This window comes from Arcobacter lacus, assembly GCF_003063295.1.
Classification (GTDB): domain Bacteria; phylum Campylobacterota; class Campylobacteria; order Campylobacterales; family Arcobacteraceae; genus Aliarcobacter; species Aliarcobacter lacus.
This window is the reverse complement of the sequence record NZ_MUXF01000019.1, coordinates 31,799-52,542: the sequence shown is the minus strand read 5'-3', so window position 1 is coordinate 52,542 and position 20,744 is coordinate 31,799. Positions and strand designations below refer to the sequence as shown.

The following is a 20,744-nucleotide window of genomic DNA, read 5'->3' as shown; positions in this document are numbered from 1 at the left end:
AAGATTTAAAAGATATTGACTTTAATAAATAATTATTTTTTATTAAAAATTTTTTCTTCTAAAACATCAACTAACTCTTGAACATTATTAATTGATTTTTGAAATTGTTCTTTTTCAAAATTGCTTATATCTAACTCAACAATTTTTTCAACACCATTTTTGCCTAAAAGTACATCTACCCCAGAAACTATATTTTTATGACCATATTCTCCATTGAGCAAAGTAGCACAAGCAAAACACTCCTTTGTATCATTTAATATAGCTTCTATCATTCCTATTGTTGAATAAGCAGGAGCATAGTATGCAGAACCAGTTTCTAGTAGTTTCACTATTTGTCCACCACCATTTTTTGTCTTATCTATGATATCAACTATATCTTCTGAAGATAATATTTCATTTAATTTTTTTCCATCAATAGTTGAAAAATCAACTAATGGAACCATACTATCTCCATGTCCACCAATAACAGAAGTTTTTATATTAACATTTGGAAATCCTAATTTTTCAGCTATAAAATAACTCATTCTTGCACTATCTAGAGTTCCAGCCATACCTAAAACTTTATTTGCTGGATAATTTGATGATTTTAAAGCAGTATAAACCATAGCATCAAGAGGATTAGAAATTATTATAATAATTGCATTTGGATTATTTTTTGATATTTCATTCATAACAGAAATTACAATTTTTGCATTTGTAAGAAGTAAATCATCTCTACTCATATTTGGTTTTCTTGCTATTCCAGCAGTTATTACAATAATATCACATTCTTTAAAATCTTCATTATTTAAACAAGCGGTAACTTTAGTATTACTACTTGTTCCTTGTACCGCTTGTGAAATATCAAGTGCCATTGCTTGAGAGATATTATTTCTTATATCTTTTAATAATATATTTGAACAGATATTATTTGTAGCTAATGTAAAGGCTAATGTTGCACCTACATTTCCAACTCCAATAATTCCTATTGTTTTGTTATTCAAAATAGAGCCTTTAAAATTTGTTTAAAATAGATTATATCTTTATTGGGCATAAAAAAAGGCAAAGCCAGAGCTTTGCCTTCGAATAAATCAAAAGAAAATTATCCAATAATTGAATTTAAAGTTGCAGATGGTCTCATAGCAGCTGATGTTTTTGCATCATCTGGTAAATAGTATCCACCCATGTCAACAGCTTTTCCTTGGCACTCAGTTAATTCTTTTACAATTTGAGCTTCATTTTCAGTCATTGCTTTTGCAATTGGAGTAAATTCAGCTTTTAAATCAGCATCTACATTTTGAGCTGCTAATTCTTGTGCCCAATACATTGCTAAAAAGAAGTGAGAACCTCTATTATCAATACTTCCAATTTTTCTAGCTGGAGATTTGTCATTGATTAAGAAAGTTCCTGTTGCTTTATCTAAAGTATCAGCTAAAACTTGAGCTTTTTTATTTCCTTGAGTATTTGCTAAGTGTTCTAAAGATGCTGCAAGTGCCATAAATTCACCTAAAGAATCCCATCTTAAGTAACCTTCTTCTTGGAATTGTTGAACGTGTTTAGGAGCAGATCCTCCCGCACCAGTTTCAAATAATCCTCCACCTTGCATTAATGGAACGATTGATAACATTTTTGCAGATGTTCCAAGTTCTAAAATTGGGAATAAGTCAGTGTTATAATCTCTAAATACATTTCCAGTAACTGAAATAGTATCTAAACCTTTTCTCATTCTATCAAGTGAGTATTGAATAGCATCATCTGGAGCCATAATTGAGATTTCTAATCCTGTTAAATCATAATCTTTTAAGTATTTTTCAACTTTTGCAATCATTTGTGCATCATGACCTCTGTTTTTATCTAACCAGAATACTGCTGGAGTTCCAGATAATTTTGCTCTATTAACTGCAAGTTTTACCCAATCTTTAATTGGTTCATCTTTAGTTTGGCACATTCTGAAAATATCACCATTATCAACATCAAAACTAAATACAGTTTCTCCTGCTTTATTTGTAACAACGATTTTTCCATCAGCTTTTGCTTGGAAAGTTTTATCATGTGAACCATACTCTTCAGCTTTTTGTGCCATTAATCCAACATTTGGTACAGAACCCATAGTTTTTGGATCAAGTGCTCCGTGTTTTTTGCAATCTTCAATTACAACTTGGTATGTTGTAGCATAACATCTATCTGGAATCATCGCTAAAGTATCTTCTTCTTTATCTTCTTTATTCCACATTTTCCCACCACCTTTAATCATAGCAGGCATAGAAGCATCAATAATAACATCTGATGGTACGTGTAAGTTAGTAATTCCTTTAGCTGAATTTACCATAGCAAGTCTTGGTTGTTTTGCATAAATTGCATCAATATCAGCCAAAATTTCAGCTTTTTTAGAAGCATCAATTGAATCTAATTTAGAGTATAAGTCACCTAAACCATTGTTAAAGTTAACACCCATTTCATCAAATAATTTACCATGTTTAGCAATTAAATCTTTGAAGTAAACTTTAACAGCAAATCCAAACATAATTGGATCAGATACTTTCATCATTGTAGCTTTTAAGTGTAAAGATAATAATACATCTCTTTTTTTAGCTTCATCAATTCCTCTTTGATAGAACTCTTGTAAAGCTTTTGAAGACATTTTAGTAGCATCAACAACTTCACCAGCTAATAATGGTAAAGAAGCTTTTAAAACAGTTTCTTCTCCATTTTTATTTACAAAAGAGATTTTGAAGTTATCAGCTGAATCTAAAGTAGTAGAAACTTCAGTTCCATAAAAATCATTTGCATCCATATGAGCTACATCAGTTTTTGAATCTTTTGTCCAAACACCCATTCTATGAGGATTATTTTTAGCATAGTTTTTAACTGCACCTGGAGCTCTTCTATCACTATTTCCTTCTCTTAATACAGGATTAACAGCAGATCCTAAGATTTTTGCATATCTTGCATTTGCTTCTTCACTTGAATCATAATCAGGAATTTTGTAACCTTTTGATTGTAATTCAGCAATCGCAGCTTTTAATTGAGGAATTGAAGCTGAAATATTTGGTAATTTAATAATATTTGCTTTTGGATCTTGAGTCATTTCACCAAGTTCTGCTAATGCATCACCAATTTTTTGCTCAGGTGTTAAATTTTCTGGGAAAGCAGCAATGATTCTTCCTGCAAGTGAAATATCTTTTTGAACCATTTCGATTCCTGAACTTTTTGTGAAAGATTGAATGATTGGTAAAAAAGAGTATGTTGCTAACGCTGGTGCTTCGTCAACTTTTGTGTAAATGATTTTTGACATATTTTTTCCTAAATTTTGAATTTGAAAAAATATTATCTAGATTTGTATTTAAGGTTATTTAATTTGAGAATATATATTAGTTTATGAAAATTTGATTGTTTCAAATTTTCACAAAATATTAATTTATATTATTAAATAAATCTTTGATTGATGTTGGTTTTTGATTAGAAATATCTGTCTTCATAATAGTCTCAGCTTCTTCATCAATTTTTGTTTCAACAGCTTTAACTTTTGTATAAGTTTTTGGTACACCAACATTTGCTTGAATATTTACTTGATGTTCATCAAAAGTAGATGCAAATTTGTGTAAACCTGTTCGATTATCTCTCACAAAGTATAAATAGCTACTTTTTACAGGAAATATTCCAGCTTTTATAGCATCAAGACTTACTGCACAAACAGGATCTTTAGGTAAACCAGCATTTAAATAAGTGTTATAAGAACTTGTATCTTCTCTTATTCTATCTGCTGTTACCACACTATTTGAGTATTTACCATAATTTAAAGTCCCATCCATTTGAAGACGCATACCTTTTTTTAATCTATTATGAATTACACTTGCAACTATTGGCATTTCATTTGTAGTTGCCGCTTCTTTTTGAACAACAGAGGCTAAAGTTATATAGTTGTACCACTTTTTTTTATCATAAACACCAAATATCTTTTTTGAAAACTCTTCATATTTTCTATTTGTTTGAGAAAATAGATAAAAAATAATATAATCTTCTTTCATTCCAATAGGAATAGAATATGTATCTGCTAAAATATTTCCATCTGCTTTATAGGCATGTTCATTATATATTTTTGTTAAAATCTCTTCTGAAAGATTAAATTCTTGAGCTATTTTTTTTAGGAAAAAATAAGAAGTTTCACCTGGTATTAATGTAATGTTTTTTAGAGCAGCTTTTGAGCTAATTAGTTTATAAATAAAATCCATTTTTGTAAGTCTTGTTTGATCAATATCTATCCAACCACTTTGAATGTAACCTGTCATTTTTATAATTATTTCATCTAATGCATTCATTTCATATCCACTTTTATTTAAGTGTGATATAATATTGGCCGTACTGCCTTTAGGGATAAACAAAACTTTTGTGGAATTTACTGGCATTGTTAGATAAAATAAAACAACTATTAAACCAATGAGGATAAAATCTATAATGTTAAAAAACATTAAAATTGCAATATTTGTATCATTTCTTTTTATATTTTTAATGTTTTCATCTCTGTATATTGGCATAAAAATCGACTCTTTTTCTTTCTCTAATTTTTTAATTTCGCAATTCTATATAAAAATGGATAAAAAACTTATTTTGAACATTGAAAAAATAGAATATGAGTCAAAAAGTAATAAAGAAAGTAACTCTTTAGAAAATTTAAAAAATGATATTCAGTTACTTCCAAAAATTTTAAAGTTTTTTCAAAGCATAAAAATAGAAAATTTAAAAATAAATGATAATGAATTTTATATCTGGTTTAATGGGAAAGAATTATATCTTGATAATAATTTTATAAATCTTTCTTCGAAAATAGATGATTCTTCAAATACAGTTTTTTTTGAGTTAAATTCATTATATTTAAAAGATTATAAAGTTTTATTTGATGGGAAAGCCAAAATAGATTATTTTTCTAAAGAATTAAATTTTTTTGGAAATCTATATTTTGAAAATTTTCAAACAGCTCTAAATATTGATATAACGTCTGAAAAAATAAAATTTTATTTAGAGAGTAAATATTTTGAAAATTTGAAATTTTTAAAAGAACATTTAGATTTACCACAAGCAGCAAATGAGTGGATGTACGATAATGTAACAGGTGATTTTAAACTTGACTGGCTTTATGGTGAATATGATTTAAAGAAAAATGAACTTGTACAAAATTCAATCGAAGGAAAAGCTCATATAAAAGATGGAAAAATAAGATTTCATAAAGATGTTGATGAGATTTTTACAAAAAGTATTGATGTAACTTATAAAGATGATAATTTACATTTTAATCTAATTGAACCAAAATTTAAAGATAAAAACATAGAAGGAAGTTTTGTAAATATTCATAACTTAACTGATGAGATAAGTGGAAATGTTGAAGTAAATATAAAAACTAATAGTAAACTTGATGACAATATTTTAGGTATTTTAAAAGCTTATGAAATAAATCTTCCAATAAAACAAAAAAGTGGAACAACAAATGCAAATTTGGTGCTAAACTTTCCTTATGCTCTTGATAAACCAATGAGCACAAAAGGCAAATTTTTAGTAGATAATTCTTTAATTTCTATTGATAATTTTTCATTTTTTAGTAAAAAGGCAGAAGTAATTCTTGATGAAAATATGGTTTATATAAAAGATGCAAATTTTTTATATCAAAATATGATAGATGCAAATGGAAATCTAGGTATAGATACAAATACTTTAAAATCGACAGGAACAGTTCATATAAACTCTTTAGTTGTAAAAAATGAGGATGAAGCAGTTGTAGAAATAAAAGATAAAAATAGTTTAATTGATATGGATTTTAGTTCATTAACAACAATAAATTTAAAAGATTTAGAAACAAAAATAAAAGTTGATAAATCAATATTTATTGATATTGCAAGCATATCAAAGATTTATCCTTATTCTAAACTTTTACAAAAATACACAGTAAAAGATGGAAATATCTCTTTAGAAATTAAAAATGAAAACGATATATATTTTAATGCTTTTTTAAAAAATATAAATTTACCTATACAAAAAAATGAAAAACAGGTAAATAATCTAGATTTAAAAGGAAGTATAAAAGATAAAAATGTTGAAATTTCTGCTTTAAATGAAGATATAAAATTAATAATAAATGATGAAACAAATCTTTATTTAAAAGATTTAAAAGTATTTGTTGACACAAAAATGAATGCAAATAATTTTAAAGAAAATATAAATTTACATTTAAAAAATAGTGAATTAAATATAGACAATAAAAATTATAATATTAAAGATGCAATGGTTACTGTAAAAGATGAAAATGTAAATTTTGATGCAACTATAAAAGATTTAGATATTCCTTTAAAAAAAGATGGAAAAAATATTGAAGAAATACAATTATTTGGAAATTATAAAAAAGATGATGTAAAAATATATACAAAAAATCAAGACTTAATACTATTTTTAGAAAAAGATAGTTTGTCTTTGTATTTAGAAGAGTATGATATTGATTATTCTACAAAAGATGAAGATACTATTTCAACTTATAATAAAATAGATATTATTGGTAAAAATTCTAATATATTAATTGATAATAAATTTGAAATAATATCAGATAATTATGAATTGAGAATTAGACCAGATGATAAATTTGCTTATATAAAATATGGTGATACACAAGTTGTTTTTAAGGACACAAATGGAAAATTAGAACTTTATGCAGTTGATATTAGTGCAGATTTTTTAAATAAAATTTTAGACAAAAATATGTTTTTAGGTGGAAAAGTTCATTTTTTTGCAACAGGTGACATAAATGATTTACATGGAAAAGTAATTTTAAAAAATAGTAGTGTTGCAAATTTATCTATTCTAAATAATATTTTACTATTTATACAAACTTCTCCTGCAATTATAAATCCATTTTTGGCGATTCCATCTGTTGTTGGATTGGCGACAAACCCTGGATTTAATTTATTAACTTATAAAATTTCTGAAGGTGATTTAGAGTTTAATTATAGTAAAGATAAAGGATTAATAAATATTGTAAAACTTAATACTGTTGGAAATGGTATTGACTTTGAAGGAGAGGGAAATATTGATTTAGCAAATTCAAATTTAGATTTGAATATAAATCTGATATTTTTTAAAGATTATGCAAATGTTGTTGGTGCAATTCCTGTATTAAACTATGTAATTTTAGGTGATGAAAATAGAGTTGAAACAAGAATAAATATAAATGGAGATTTAGAAAATCCAACAATTGGAACAAATCTTACAACAGATACATTTAATATTCCAACAAATATCTTAAAAAGAGTTATTAACTCTCCAGTGAGATTTTTTGATAATATAAATAATTTAGAAAAAGAAGATAGTAAAAGTATAATAATGAAATAAGTCTAAATAATAGACTTATTCATTTCTTAAAACATCAATAACGTCAATTTTAGTAGCTCTTGATGCTGGATAATAAGATGATAAAAGTACAATTATTACTGCACCTATAACAATAGAAATAAAATCGCTCATTGCTAAATCAAGTGGTAATTTTGCACTTCCATAAACATCAGCTGGTAACGATACAATATCAAAAGTATCTAAAAACCAATAACCAATAAATCCCAATACAATTCCTGTAATAATTCCACCAAAACCAATAACAGTTCCAACTCTTAGAAATATAGACTTTATCTCTTTTGCAGAAGCTCCCATTGATAAAAGTAGCGCAATTTCTTTTCTTCTACTCATTACAGTCATAAGTAAAGAAGAAATTATATTTAAAGATGCAACTAAGATAATTAGCATTAAAACAATAAATAAAGCTGTTTTTTCCATTTTCATCGCTGCAAAGAAATTACCATTTTGTTGCCACCATCCAATAATTGAAGCATTTGTTCCTTTTAAACTAATTTTTAGTTTTTCTATATCTTCAAGTGCATTATCTGAATGAATATGAATACCATCATAAATATTTGAATCTTTTTGAAGCAAAGTTTGTAAAGCTTCTAAAGAAGTATACATATAAGCTTTATCATAAGCACTTAAACCAGAAGTAAATGAAGTAACATAATCAAATCTTTTCATTTTTGGCATCAATGAAAAACCAGCCGGATTTAGTTCTGTAAAATATAAAGTTACTTTAGAACCACTATTTAGATACAACTTATCTTTTATTCCCGAACCTGTTATTACATCATATTTTCCAAGAAGTAAATCACCAACAGCTTGTTTATAAATAGGATTTATATTTGCTTCTTTTTGGCTATCTACTCCAAAAATTATACCACCACTCATATTATCGCCATTTTGAACAATTGCTTGAGTAGAAATAAATGGTGAAAATTTTAAATTTGGATACTCTTTTTGAAGTTTTTCTAATAAATCTTGATTTACAGAATCTGCAAATTTTGGGTAAATTGTTAAAGGATAATTCATAGTGAAGAGTTTTCTTTCAAACTCTTTTGCTGTTCCATTCATAATAGACATAGCTAAAATTAAAACCATAACACCAATAGAAACACCAACAAATGCTAATATAGCACTAATTGAAATAAAAGGATTTTTTTTATCAAATCTTAGGTATTTCTTTACAATAAAATTTACTAATTTTTTGTTCAAACTATTTTCCTGCAGCTAAACCAATTTTTGGTCCACTTTTCCCACAACATTGTTTATATTTTAAACCACTTCCACAAGGACAAGATTCATTTCTAGCTATTTTTTTATCACTATTTTTTACAGCTTCTTGAGCAAGATTTGTAGTTGTATGTTCTGTACTTTTTTCCATTTGCTCTTTCATTTTAGCTAATGCTTCTTGTTCTTTTTTCTTATCTTCTTGACTTTGTAATTGAATTGTAAACAAAATCTTTATGATTTCATTTTTTATATTTCCAATTAGCTCAATAAACATATTATAAGACTCTTTTTTATACTCAACTAGAGGATCTTTTTGGTTATATCCTCTTAATCCTATACCTGTTTTTAGTGTATCCATTGCATATAAATGTTCTCTCCATGCACCATCAAGTATTTGTAAATATAAAATTCTTTCTATTTCACTTTTTTGTTCAAGACTTGTTACAGACATTTTTTTATCATAAACATCTTTTAATATAGAAATTAAATGTTCTTCCAATTCATCATAAGACTCTTTTTTTATATCTTCAACACTAATTTTAAAATGTAAATCTTCTAAAAATCTATTTACAATAAATTCATAGTTAAAATCGTCTTCAGCCATTCCTGAAGTTATATTTGCTTCAATTAAAAGATTTTGAACATATTCAATTCTATTTTCATCAATTTTTGAAGCTATATCATAATCAGGTTTTAGTAAGTCATTTCTAAAGCTATAAATAACTTTTCTTTGTTGATTTGCTACATCATCATATTCAAGTAGATGTTTTCTACTCTCAAAGTGCATAGATTCTACTTTCTTTTGAGCATTTTCAACAGCACGTGTAACCATTCTCGACTCAATATGTTCACCTTCTTCAATTCCAAGTCTTTCCATAATACCTTTTATTCTATCACTACCAAAAATTCTTAAAAGATTATCTTCTAATGATAGATAAAATTGAGATTCACCAACATCTCCTTGTCTTCCAGATCTTCCTCTTAATTGGTTGTCAATTCTTCTAGATTCATGTCTTTCTGTTCCAATGATTGCTAAACCACCTAAATCTAAGATTTCTTTAGTTAGTTTAATATCAACTCCACGCCCTGCCATGTTTGTTGCAATTGTAACTGCACCTTTTTGTCCAGCATCAGCAATAATTTTTCCTTCTTTTTCATGTTGTTTTGCATTTAAAACTGTGTGAGGAATTTTTTTATCAACTAAAATTTTATGTAATTTTTCAGATTTTTCAATAGAAGCAGTTCCTACAAGTACGGGTTGTCCTTTTTCGTGCAATGCTTTAATTTTATTACAAACCGCTTCAAATTTCTCTTTTTCACTTTTATAAATTAAATCATTTTTATCAATTCTTTTTACAGGAATATTTGTAGGAATAGATACAACATCTAAATTATAAATTTGAGCAAATTCAGTAGCTTCTGTTTGAGCAGTTCCTGTCATACCAGCAAGTTTTTTGTACATTCTAAAATAGTTTTGGAAAGTAATATCTGCTAAAGTTTGTGATTCATCTTGAATTGTAACACCTTCTTTTGCTTCTAAAGCTTGGTGAAGTCCTTCACTAAATCTTCTTCCTTCACTTAATCTTCCTGTAAATTCATCAACTATTATGATTTGATTATCTTTTACAACATAATCAACATCTTTTTTGAAAATATAGTTTGCTTTTAAAGCTTGGTCTAAAGAGTGAGAAAGCATAGCATTTTCAATAGAATAAAGGTTATCAACTCCAAAAAGTTTTTCTACAACTTCATGCCCTTGTTCTGTTAATGTTACAGCTCTATTTTTTTCATCAACGATAAAATCTCCAGTTGTTGTTGGTTTTTCAGCTGCACTTTTTGGTTCTATTAATTCACCTTTTTCTAATTTTAAAGCTATTTCATTTGCTTTTAGATAATTTGAATTTTTATGATTTGTTGGTCCCGATATAATTAAAGGGGTTCTTGCTTCATCAATTAAAATAGAGTCAACTTCATCAACAATTACGTAGTTGTGACCTCTTTGAACTTTATCTTTGATATCAAAACACATATTGTCTCTTAAATAATCGAATCCAAATTCATTATTTGTACCATAAGTTATATCGCAAGCATATTGTTCTCTTCTTTCAACATCATCTCTTAGTCCACCTACAACTGCACCAACACTAAAACCTAAAAATTCGTATAAAGGTCTTAATTCATTTGCATCTCTACTAGCAAGATAATCATTTACTGTAACAACATGAACACCTTTACCTTCTAACGCATTTAAAGAAACAGCAAGTGATCCAACTAAAGTTTTCCCTTCACCAGTTTTCATCTCTGCAATTCTTCCATCATGTAAAACCATTCCACCGATAAGTTGGACATCATAAGGACGCATATTTAAAACTCTACGACTAGCTTCTCTTGTAATTGCAAACGATTGAAATAAAACATTATCTAGTGTTTTTTCACCTTTTTGTACAAGTTCTTTTAGCTTTTGAAACTCATTTTTTAGTTCATCATCACTTAAATTTGTGTATTTACTTTCTAAAGCTGTTATAGCATCAGCTTTTTTTCTATATTTTTTTACTTCTTTGTCATTTCTTGTACCAAAAATTTTTGAAAAAACATTTAACATAAAATTAGTTCCTTTTCGTTATAATCGCAAGATTATATAAAAAAAAAGGTTAAAAGATGTTTTATAAAGTCTTTATCGGATTGATATTCTCAGTTATTTTTTCAATTGCTTCAACAGATATTAGAAACTTAGACTCATTTGAGGCTAAATTTACTCAAATTATTACTTCAAACTCAAAAAATGTTATTGAGTATAAAGGAGAAGTATTTATAAAAAAGAGTGGTAAAATATTGTGGAAATATAAAACGCCTGTTGTAAAAAATGTTTATATCGATGGTAATTTTGCAATAGTTGATGAACCAGAACTTGAGCAAGCTATTCTTACTCAACTTGAAAGTGAAATAGATATTATCAAACTTTTAAATAGCTCTAAAAAAATAGATAATAATACTTATTTAACAGATATTGATGATGTAAAATATACAATAAAAACTTCAAAAGATGACAAAATTCAAGAGATAAAATATACAGATAAACTTGAAAATAGTGTAGTAATTAAATTTTTTGAAGTAGTTCAAAATGAACAAATTGTTGATACTATTTTTAAATTTGATATTCCAAGTTATTATGACGTTATAAGAAAATAGATTTTAAGGAATTCAAGCTATAATTCTAACTTAGGTAAACCAGACAATAGCTTGAAATTTCAAGAGGAAAGTCCGGGCTGCAGTGAAGTATGGTTCCATTTAAATGATGGCTAGAGTAATCTAAGGGATAGTGCAACAGAGAGTAGACAGCCAATTTTTTGGTGATGGTGAAACGGTAAGGTAAGAGCTTACCAGCAAATTGAGTAATCTTTTTGGCTTTGTAAACCCAACTTGCAGCAAGAAGACTAGGTAATTACTTCACATTTTTGGTCTTCGCAGGAGTACTAAAGTAATTTAGTACCTAGATAAATTATTGTCTTTGACAGAACGCGGCTTATGGTTTACCTAAAGTAACTATAAAATAAAATTATAAAAAACTTATCTAAAAAAATTATTATTAATATAATCATTCTCATATTTTAAATAAAACATAGGTATAATACCCTTAAATTCAAATAAGGGAGTAAGCATAATGAATAATTTGTCAATAAGAATAAAGTTATTAGTTATTGTGATAGCCACTATTGTTCTTGTATCTATAATTATTGCTACAAAGTCTATTTATGAAGTAAATAATTTAACTAATCAAACTATTGAAGAGTATAAACAAAGGGCTTTTAATTCTAATATAGAAGAGATGAAGAACTATACTACATTTGCAGTGAATATAGCAAAGGATGCTTACGAAAAGTCTAAAATAGAAAATGTTAAAGCTAGAAAAAGTGCATACTTAAAGTCTCAAACAGACTTTTTATTTACAATGATAACGAAAATTTATGAAGAACAAAAAAATAAAATATCTGAATCAGAACTTAAAAAAATGCTTTTAGATGCTATTGGTTCTGTTAGATATGGTGAAGATAAAGATTACTTTTTTGTTTATGATAAAAATTCTACAATTTTGAAATTACCTTTAACTCCAGAAAGAGAAGGAACTAAAAATAATGGTTCTCACATTTTAGAATTTATAAAAACTGCTTTTGAAAAAGGAGAAGGTTTTGTTCCTTATCAACAAGTAATACCAGGAAAAGCTCCCAGAGAAAAATTATCAAATATAAGATTATTTGAGCCTTATGGATGGGTTGTAGGAACAGGTGTTTATATAGATAATGAAGAAAAAGAGTTAAAAGCTAAAGCTTTAGAAGATATTTCAAAAATTAGATTTGGTCAAGATGGATACTTTTTTGTTTACGACTATGATGGTACAAATATAATGCATCCAATAAATCCCGCATTAGTTGGGAAAAATTTAATGGAAAATAAAAGTAAAAAAGGTGTTTATTATATAAAAGATTTGATTGAAGCTGCCAAAAAAGGTGGAGGAACTATTATTTTTGATTTTCAAAAAACTAAAGATGATCCTACTTTATATGATAAAATTGGTTATGCTGATGGATTGCAAGAGTGGAAATGGATGATTGGGACAGGTGTATATATTGATAATATAGAAAAGAATATTGAAGTGATGAGACAAAATTCATATGAAAAAATATCTTCAATTATTTTAGGAATAGTTATTATAGCAGTAATTGTTTCTGTTATTTTGATTGCATTTATCTCATTTTTTATAACAAAAGAAATAATTTTTCCATTAGAAAGATTTGAAGTGGGACTTTTATCATTTTTTAAATACTTAAATAAAGAAGTTAAAAATGTTGAAAATATAGAAGTCAAAAATAATGATGAAATAGGAATAATGGCAAAGTTTGTAAATGAAAATATTGAAAAAACAAATAAACTTTTAAAACAAGATGAAGCTTTGATTAATAATGTTAAAAATGTAGTTTTAGAAATAAATAAGGGAAATTTAAAAAATAGAATTGAAGCTAAAACTGAAAATGAAAGTTTAGAAGAATTAAAGAATATTTTAAATGAAATGCTAGTGCTAATATCAAATAAAGTTAATGATGATTTAATTGTAATTGATGAAGTATTACAAAAGTATAAAAATATGGACTTTAGACCTAGAATAACTAATCCACATGGTGAAGTTGCAAAAGAGATAAATTCTTTGGCAGATACAATAAATCATTTACTTGTAGAAAATAAAAAGAATGGTTTAACATTAGAAAATAGTTCTCATATTTTATTAGAAAATGTAAACAAATTAAATATTTCTTCAAATGAAGCAGCAGCATCTTTAGAAGAGACAGCAGCAGCAATTGAAGAAATTACAAGTAACATTAGAAATACGACTCAAAATATTTCTAAAATGGCTACTTTATCAAATCAAGTTACTAAATCAGTAAATGATGGTGAAAATTTAGCAAATCAAACTACAAATGCAATGGATGAAATAAATAATCAAGTTAATTTAATAAATGATGCTATTTCAGTTATTGATAATATAGCTTTTCAAACAAATATTTTGAGTTTAAATGCAGCCGTTGAAGCAGCAACTGCAGGTGAAGCTGGAAAAGGATTTGCTGTCGTTGCTCAAGAGGTTAGAAATCTAGCATCAAGAAGTGCAGAAGCTGCAAGAGAGATAAAAACAATAGTAGAAAATGCAACAATAAAAGCAAATGAAGGAAAAGGAATATCTAAAAATATGATTGAAGGTTATGTTGAGTTGACAAAAGATATTCAACAAACTATGACTTTAATTCAAGATATTGAAATGTCTAGTAAAGAACAATTAGTTGGAATAGAGCAGATAAATGATGCTGTAAATCAATTAGATAGACAAACACAACAAAATGCAATGATTTCTTCTCAAACACATGATGTAGCTATTGGAACAGATGAAATTGCAAAAATGGTTGTAAATGATGCAAATGAAAAAGAGTTTATAGGTAAAAATGATGTAATAGCAAGAGATACAAACAAAACTTCATTTGAAAAAAAAGAGAAAAAAATAGATATAGTTGAATCAAAAGTTATATCAAAAAAACAAGAAAAAGTAGTTGTAACTTCTAACAGTGCTAATGATGAATGGGAGAGTTTTTAATATAGTATAACTTAGTTAGATTATTACTATAATTTAACTAAGTTTAATATAAAGGAGATATTTTGATTATAGAGATAAAAGATGAGTTTCTTACTAGATTAATAAATTTTATGGAAAATGAAAATTTGGCTCTTTATAATGAATTAAAAGAGATTAAACCTTTAGATTCAAGTAGTTTAGAAAAAGCAAGAAAAATAAAAACACAAAGAGTTAAAGATTTGATTAAAAAAACGCTTCAAGAACTTATACATGAAAATATTTCGCCAACAAAATATCAAATACATAAAAGAACAAAAATAGCTTATACAACTATAAATAAATATTTTGATGAGATTTTAATAGAAGTTCAAAAAAGATAACTTATATACTATAAGCTATCTTTTTTACAATTTTATAGACATTTTCTACTGATTTTATAGAAACTTGTTCTTTTTTAGAGTGAGGGAAGTTTATCGTTGGTCCTATTGAAGCTACTTTTATGTGCGGATATTTGTCTTTAAATATTGCACATTCAAGTCCAGCATGAATAGCTTCTAGTGAAGCTTTTGGATTAAACTCTTTATATATTTCTAAAACTTTTGATGTAAATTTATTTATATCTGGTTTCCAAGCTGGATATTTTCCATTTGTTTCAACTGTAAAATTATAATCTTCTAGCATTTTTATAGTTTCATTTTTTAGATTTTTTAGTTCAGTGTTATCCATAGATCTAGCACTTAGTTCTATTTTTATACTATCAATTCCAGTTTTTATGATGGCAAGATTTATAGAGTTTTGAACAACTTTTAATTCATCATTCATAGCTCTTACACCATTTTGAAAATCATAAATAAAATCTATAATTTTGTCATCATAAACATTTAAATGTTCAGATTTTGTATCTATTTTTTCTATTTTCATAAATTCATGGCTAGCTATTGGAGTAGATTTTGAAGCAATTATAGCTTTTACATTAACAGGAATTGAGTTAATTCTTTCACCTCCATTTATATCAAGAAGTTTTCCGTTGCACTCTTTTATAGTTTTTGCAATAAGTTTTATACCATTTGGAATATTTTTATCTATATCAACTCCACTATGTCCACCTTGAAGTTTAGAGATACTTATTTCATATAAATCAAGATTATCTGTATTTGGTATGATTTTTTTATTTGAATTTGTTCCAAAAATATCAACTCCACCAGCACAACCTATACAGATTTCTCCTTCTTCTTCACTATCAAGATTTAACATATAAGAAGCATTTAAAGGTAAAGTTAAATTATTTGCTCCAATAAGTCCTATTTCTTCATCACTTGTAAATAAAAACTCTCCATCAAAATTTTCACACATCAAAGCAATCATATATGAACATCCAATTCCATTATCACTACCAAGAGTTGAATCAACAGCTTTTAATAAATCACCATCTTGTACGATTTGTGGAACACAATTATCACTTAAACAAACGATATCATAGTGCGATTGAAAAGCTAGTTTTGCATTTGAATTCTCTTTTTTACATAAAATATTATTTGTTTCATCAACTAAACATAAATATCCCAACTCTTTTGATAAATCTTTCATATAATTTATAAATGGTTCATGAGTTCCAGAACATCTAGGAATTGCTGTAATTTCTTTAAAAATATCTAAAATAGTTTTCATTTTTTGTCCTAATAAAAAAAGGCTAGAAAATCTAGCCTTTTAGTTTGAAAGAGAGTCTTTTAAGTCTCTATTTTTTACTGCTAAAATAATAGTAATTACTACTAAAGCAAAAGTCATATAAGCCCAAGTTGGGATTGGAACAGGATCTCCTGTAGCATAAGAGTGCATTCCTGATAAATAGAAATTTACTCCTAAATATGTCATTAGTATTGAGCTAAATGCTAAAAGTGAAGCTGTTGCTAAAACGAATGGTGTATTTAAAACTTTTATAAATCTTAAATGAATTACTATTGCATAAACAACTATTGATACATAAGCCCAAGTCTCTTTTGGATCCCATCCCCAATATCTTCCCCAAGACTCATTTGCCCAAACTCCTCCAAGAAAATTTCCAACTGTGATAGCTGCAAGACCAATAATTAATGAAATTTCATTAATTGCCGAAACATGTTTGATTATTTCATCAAGATGTGTTTTTTTATCTCTAAAAATAAACATAACTAAAGTTAAAAATCCTAAAATTGCACTAAGCCCAAAGAACCCATAAGATGCTGTAAGTATTGATACGTGTATTGTTAACCAATAAGATTTTAAAACTGGAACTAAAGTTGTGATTTGTGGATCAACATCTGTTAAATGGGCAGTAAACATAAATATTCCTGCAATTATAACACCTGCACTTAAAGCTAAAAGAGATTTTCTAAAGAAAATAACGCTTGCAAAAACTGCTGACCAAGAAATATAAACTAAAGTTTCATAAATATTTGACCAAGGTGCATGTCCTGAAAGTACCCATCTATAACCCATACCAAAAGTGTGTAAAGCAAAAAGAGTAGCTAAAATAATAAAAAATATTTTAGTTGTTTTTTTAGGTTTAAATTCTGGTTTAAAAATTATAATAAAGGCAACAACTAACATAACTAATCCTAATATCATATAGGCAATAGTTAATTTAAAGAAAATATCAATTTTATTGAACATAATTTCTGCATTAATTTTTGATTTTGATGGTTTAACATCACTACCAATTTTATCTTGATATAAAGCTATCATATCAATAAAATTATTTGCATCTTCCCATTTATTTTCAATGATTGAGTTTATTAATCCTCTTGTAATAGAATCTACTGCAAATTGATTTTCCCCTTCAAACATCTCCATCGCTTCAAGAGGAGAGTACCATTTATAATTGTCATCGTCAAAATTATTTGGATTTTTTACTTTTGGAAAAATATTTAATAATGTTCCATTGAATACTGAATAAATAATATTTAATTTTTCATCTGTTTTAATAACATCTTTTTCATATGTTCCTCTTTCAATAGGTTTTGTAAGAAGAGCTTTTTCAGCTTCCTGTGCTAATAAATATGTACCATCACTTGCGAATGCTTCAGAAAAAGAGATATAGTTTTCATGAGCATCTATATTTAAAAATTTTTTTAATTTTGGAGTTTGTATTTTGATTATTTTTACATCTTTCCAAACATTTGGATTTGATAACATACCAATAACTAATTGATCTGCATCCATTCCTAAAAATGAAGCTTTTCCACTTAATTTTTGAATAATTTCTCTATTAAGTGTAGCTAGAGGTTTCATTCTTCCACCATTACTTTGAACAACTAATTCCCCAAATTTATCAGCAGTAACTTTTGAAGAATCTTTTAAATTATTTAAGTAATCAACAGTTTGTTGTAGATTTTCATCTTCAATATTTTGATTTGCTTGTAAATTCGGAGAGAAAAAACAGGCAGCAGTTAAAAGAAAAATAGCCAAATTTTTACCACTTACATATTTAGTAAGTTTTCTAAATCTTGATTTTTTATCAAAGAAATTTAGAAGTAATCCTAAAGTTAATAAAAAATATCCTAAATAAGTTGGCCATTTTCCTGGATCATTATTTACAGATAGTACAGTTCCTGTTTCATCAGGAAAATATGAACTTTGGAAAAATAAGAAATTTCCTTCATTTAAAGTTCTATTCATAAATATTCTATAATCATACGATTTTCCATCTTTTTCTATAACTGTAACTTCAGAAGCATAAGATGATGGAGACATACTTCCTGGATATCTCTCAAGTTGGAAATCATTTAATTTAATAGCAAAAGGTAATTCTACATATTTAGAACCATATACTAAATTTACTGATATATCACCAAAGTCTAAATCTCTTTCTACTCCTTGTTGACCCCTTTGCCCAGGTAATCTAATAGCTTGAGTTTGACCATTGTAAATAGCTTCAACACTTAATAATCCCATAGAAGCTTGTTCTTTTTTTGCAAATATATAATCTTTATAGTTAATTTTTATAGATTTATCTCCAAAATGAATATCATGAGAGAAATTATTGAAAATTGGAAGTAAAGATGTAAACTCTTTTTGATACTCCTGATAATATGTTTTATCACCATCTTTTATTGTAACTTGTAAATAAGGTTCAAGTGATAGCATTTTATTTTCTGTTTGACCTTCTGGAATTTGCATAATGCCTTCATAACCGATATACCTTGTAATTCCTGCACCAATTAAAATAATAACAAATGCAGAGTGAAATATAAATCTAGGTTTATTTTTCCACATTTTATATTTAAAAATTATTCCAGTTAAATTTATAGTAGTTAAGACTAAAATAGTTTCGTACCAAATATTGTTATAAACCAAAACTCTAGCAGATGATGTACCAAAATCATTTTCAATAAATGTGGCAACTCCTGCTCCAATAGCTAAAAAGCTAAGTAAAATAAGTGTAGTCTTAAATGAAAATAAGACATTAGATAGTTTCAAAGAATATCCTTTAAAAAATTTTTTCAAATTGTATTAAAAAGAGGTTAACTCATCGTTAATAAAGGCAGTATTCTATCATATCTTATTTAAAAAATATAAAGTTTTAGAGTTCTAAAATATACAGATTTCTAGGGAAATTATGTCTAGTAAACTCTTTTATAAAATTCATACCTAAATTTTGCAAAGATTTATTACTAGAGATATTTTCTGGATGAGCAGTTGCTAAAATATATTTTATTTTTTTTGTTTTTGCAACTTCTAATAATTCTTTATTTAAGTTAAGCATATATCCTTTTGAACGAGAAGTTGGTAATGTCATACAAGCTCCAATTTCTGCTACATCTTTTGGATTTATGTTAAGTAATTTTAATTCATCTAAAAAATCTTCAATCTCAAAAAATAGTCCTGAAATTGCAACTAACTTTTCATTTTCTATTACTCCATAAAAAATAGCTTTATCTTCAGTCTCTAAAAAGCTATTTATTTCTTCTTCTGTAAAAAATCCTATAAAAAAACTTGGATTTGATAAATATTCTTTTGTTGTATTATTTATATGTATAAAATCATTTTTATATTTTTTATCTAATTTTAGGATTCTCATTTTAATTTCTCTTTTAATACGTTAATTTAAGATGGAATTTTAGCTTAAATATCTATAATACTACCCATGAATTTAGAAATATTACAAAATAAAAAACAAGAATGTCGAACTTGGAAAAATGTTGAACCTTGGTTTTTACAACTAAAAGAAGCTTGTAAAATAGAAAAATCAAATTTAGATATAGATTATGGTGATTGGTTTAGTGTAGGGAAAAAAGATGATTTAAGTGAAGAAGAGTTTAATGTTATTTTACAAACAGCAAAAAAACTTATTCCTTGGAGAAAAGGACCTTTTAAAATATTTGGTCTTGAAATAGATAGCGAATGGCAAAGTAATATTAAATACAATCTTATTCGTCCATATTTTAATCTAAAAGATAAAGTTGTAGCAGATATTGGGTGTAATAATGGTTATTATATGTTTAGAATGCTTGAAGATAAGCCAAAAAGATTAGTAGGTTTTGATCCAAGTCCTCTTACTTTACATCAATTTGAGTTTATAAATCATTTTGTAAAATCAGATATTATTTATGAGATGCTTGGAGTTGAACATTTAGAATATTATAATCATTCATTTGATTTTATATTTATGTTAGGTGTTTTATATCATAGACCAGATCCTGTTGGAACATTAAAATCTTTAGCAAAGGGATTAAACAGTAAAGGTGAAATTTTAATTGATACTTTTATGATTGATGGAGAAGAAGAGATTTGTTTAACACCAAATAAAAGATATTCTAAAATACCAAATATCTATTTTATTCCAACAATTTCAGCACTTAAAAATTGGTTGGAAAGAGCAGGGTTTGAGGATATTGAAGTTCTTGCAACAACAATTACTACAAGTGAAGAACAAAGAAAAACTCCATGGTCTTTTGATCAAAGTTTAGAAGACTTTTTAGATCCAAATGATAATACAAAAACAGTTGAAGGTTATCCAGCTCCCAAAAGAGTTTATATAAAAGCTAGAAAGATAATGTAGATT

13 protein-coding genes and 1 other RNA gene are annotated in these 20,744 nt (G+C 26.6%); 6 read left to right on the top strand and 8 right to left on the bottom strand.

Annotated features, from left to right (window positions below; all coding sequences use genetic code 11):
• Window positions 1–32: 32 nt before the first annotated feature.
• The 3 genes from B0175_RS09025 to mltG form a co-directional block, all read right to left on the bottom strand.
• A complete protein-coding gene (locus B0175_RS09025) occupies window positions 33–983 on the bottom strand; it encodes a malate dehydrogenase (protein WP_108528260.1) in 951 nt (316 codons plus the stop codon).
• Window positions 984–1,081: 98 nt separating this feature from the next.
• Complete coding sequence (locus B0175_RS09020; protein WP_108528259.1) at window positions 1,082–3,274, bottom strand: NADP-dependent isocitrate dehydrogenase; 2,193 nt, start codon at window positions 3,272–3,274, stop codon at window positions 1,082–1,084.
• 118 nt (window positions 3,275–3,392) lie between these two features.
• A complete protein-coding gene (mltG, locus tag B0175_RS09015; RefSeq protein WP_108528258.1) occupies window positions 3,393–4,514 on the bottom strand; it encodes an endolytic transglycosylase MltG in 1,122 nt (373 codons plus the stop codon).
• Between mltG and B0175_RS09010 the strand changes: the two genes are divergently transcribed.
• Window positions 4,417–7,350, top strand: coding sequence for a YhdP family protein (locus tag B0175_RS09010; RefSeq protein ID WP_456061810.1), 2,934 nt, complete (start codon window positions 4,417–4,419; stop codon window positions 7,348–7,350). The two genes, mltG and B0175_RS09010, sit on opposite strands and share 98 nt — an antisense overlap.
• Before the next feature lie 15 nt (window positions 7,351–7,365).
• Here B0175_RS09010 and B0175_RS09005 read toward each other — a convergent pair whose 3' ends face one another.
• Together B0175_RS09005 and secA are read right to left on the bottom strand one after the other, a co-directional pair.
• Complete coding sequence (locus B0175_RS09005; protein WP_108528256.1) at window positions 7,366–8,571, bottom strand: ABC transporter permease; 1,206 nt, start codon at window positions 8,569–8,571, stop codon at window positions 7,366–7,368.
• A gap of 1 nt (window position 8,572) precedes the next feature.
• Window positions 8,573–11,191, bottom strand: a complete 2,619-nt coding sequence (gene secA / locus B0175_RS09000; protein WP_108528255.1) for a preprotein translocase subunit SecA — start codon at window positions 11,189–11,191, stop codon at window positions 8,573–8,575.
• A gap of 56 nt (window positions 11,192–11,247) precedes the next feature.
• Between secA and lolA the strand changes: the two genes are divergently transcribed.
• The 4 genes from lolA to B0175_RS08980 all read left to right on the top strand — a co-directional run bounded on the left by lolA (window position 11,248) and on the right by B0175_RS08980 (window position 15,084).
• Window positions 11,248–11,778 carry a LolA-like outer membrane lipoprotein chaperone gene (gene lolA / locus B0175_RS08995; protein ID WP_108528254.1) on the top strand — a complete coding sequence of 177 codons (531 nt, stop codon included), beginning with the start codon at window positions 11,248–11,250 and terminating at the stop codon, window positions 11,776–11,778.
• 31 nt (window positions 11,779–11,809) lie between these two features.
• Window positions 11,810–12,130: RNase P RNA component class A (gene rnpB, locus B0175_RS08990), an RNA gene on the top strand.
• A gap of 120 nt (window positions 12,131–12,250) precedes the next feature.
• Window positions 12,251–14,725: a methyl-accepting chemotaxis protein gene (locus tag B0175_RS08985; RefSeq protein WP_108528253.1), complete on the top strand. Its 2,475-nt coding sequence runs from the start codon at window positions 12,251–12,253 to the stop codon at window positions 14,723–14,725.
• Between the two features lie 62 nt (window positions 14,726–14,787).
• On the top strand, window positions 14,788–15,084 hold the full coding sequence (locus B0175_RS08980) for a hypothetical protein (protein WP_108528252.1): 297 nt from the start codon (window positions 14,788–14,790) through the stop codon (window positions 15,082–15,084).
• A 1-nt stretch (window position 15,085) separates the two neighbouring features.
• Here the strand turns inward: B0175_RS08980 and B0175_RS08975 are convergent, their stop codons facing one another.
• The 3 genes from B0175_RS08975 to B0175_RS08965 all read right to left on the bottom strand — a co-directional run bounded on the left by B0175_RS08975 (window position 15,086) and on the right by B0175_RS08965 (window position 19,760).
• The gene (locus B0175_RS08975) at window positions 15,086–16,372 is read right to left on the bottom strand and encodes a M20/M25/M40 family metallo-hydrolase (protein ID WP_108528251.1); all 1,287 of its coding nucleotides are present in this window, start codon (window positions 16,370–16,372) and stop codon (window positions 15,086–15,088) included.
• Window positions 16,373–16,411: 39 nt separating this feature from the next.
• Window positions 16,412–19,159: a cytochrome c biogenesis protein CcsA gene (gene ccsA, locus B0175_RS08970; protein WP_108528250.1), complete on the bottom strand. Its 2,748-nt coding sequence runs from the start codon at window positions 19,157–19,159 to the stop codon at window positions 16,412–16,414.
• A 103-nt stretch (window positions 19,160–19,262) separates the two neighbouring features.
• Window positions 19,263–19,760: a GNAT family N-acetyltransferase gene (locus B0175_RS08965; RefSeq protein ID WP_108528249.1), complete on the bottom strand. Its 498-nt coding sequence runs from the start codon at window positions 19,758–19,760 to the stop codon at window positions 19,263–19,265.
• 66 nt (window positions 19,761–19,826) lie between these two features.
• Here B0175_RS08965 and cmoB point away from each other — a divergent pair, with 66 nt between their 5' ends.
• Window positions 19,827–20,741 carry a tRNA 5-methoxyuridine(34)/uridine 5-oxyacetic acid(34) synthase CmoB gene (cmoB, locus tag B0175_RS08960; protein WP_108528248.1) on the top strand — a complete coding sequence of 305 codons (915 nt, stop codon included), beginning with the start codon at window positions 19,827–19,829 and terminating at the stop codon, window positions 20,739–20,741.
• The last annotated feature ends 3 nt before the right edge of the window (window positions 20,742–20,744 follow it).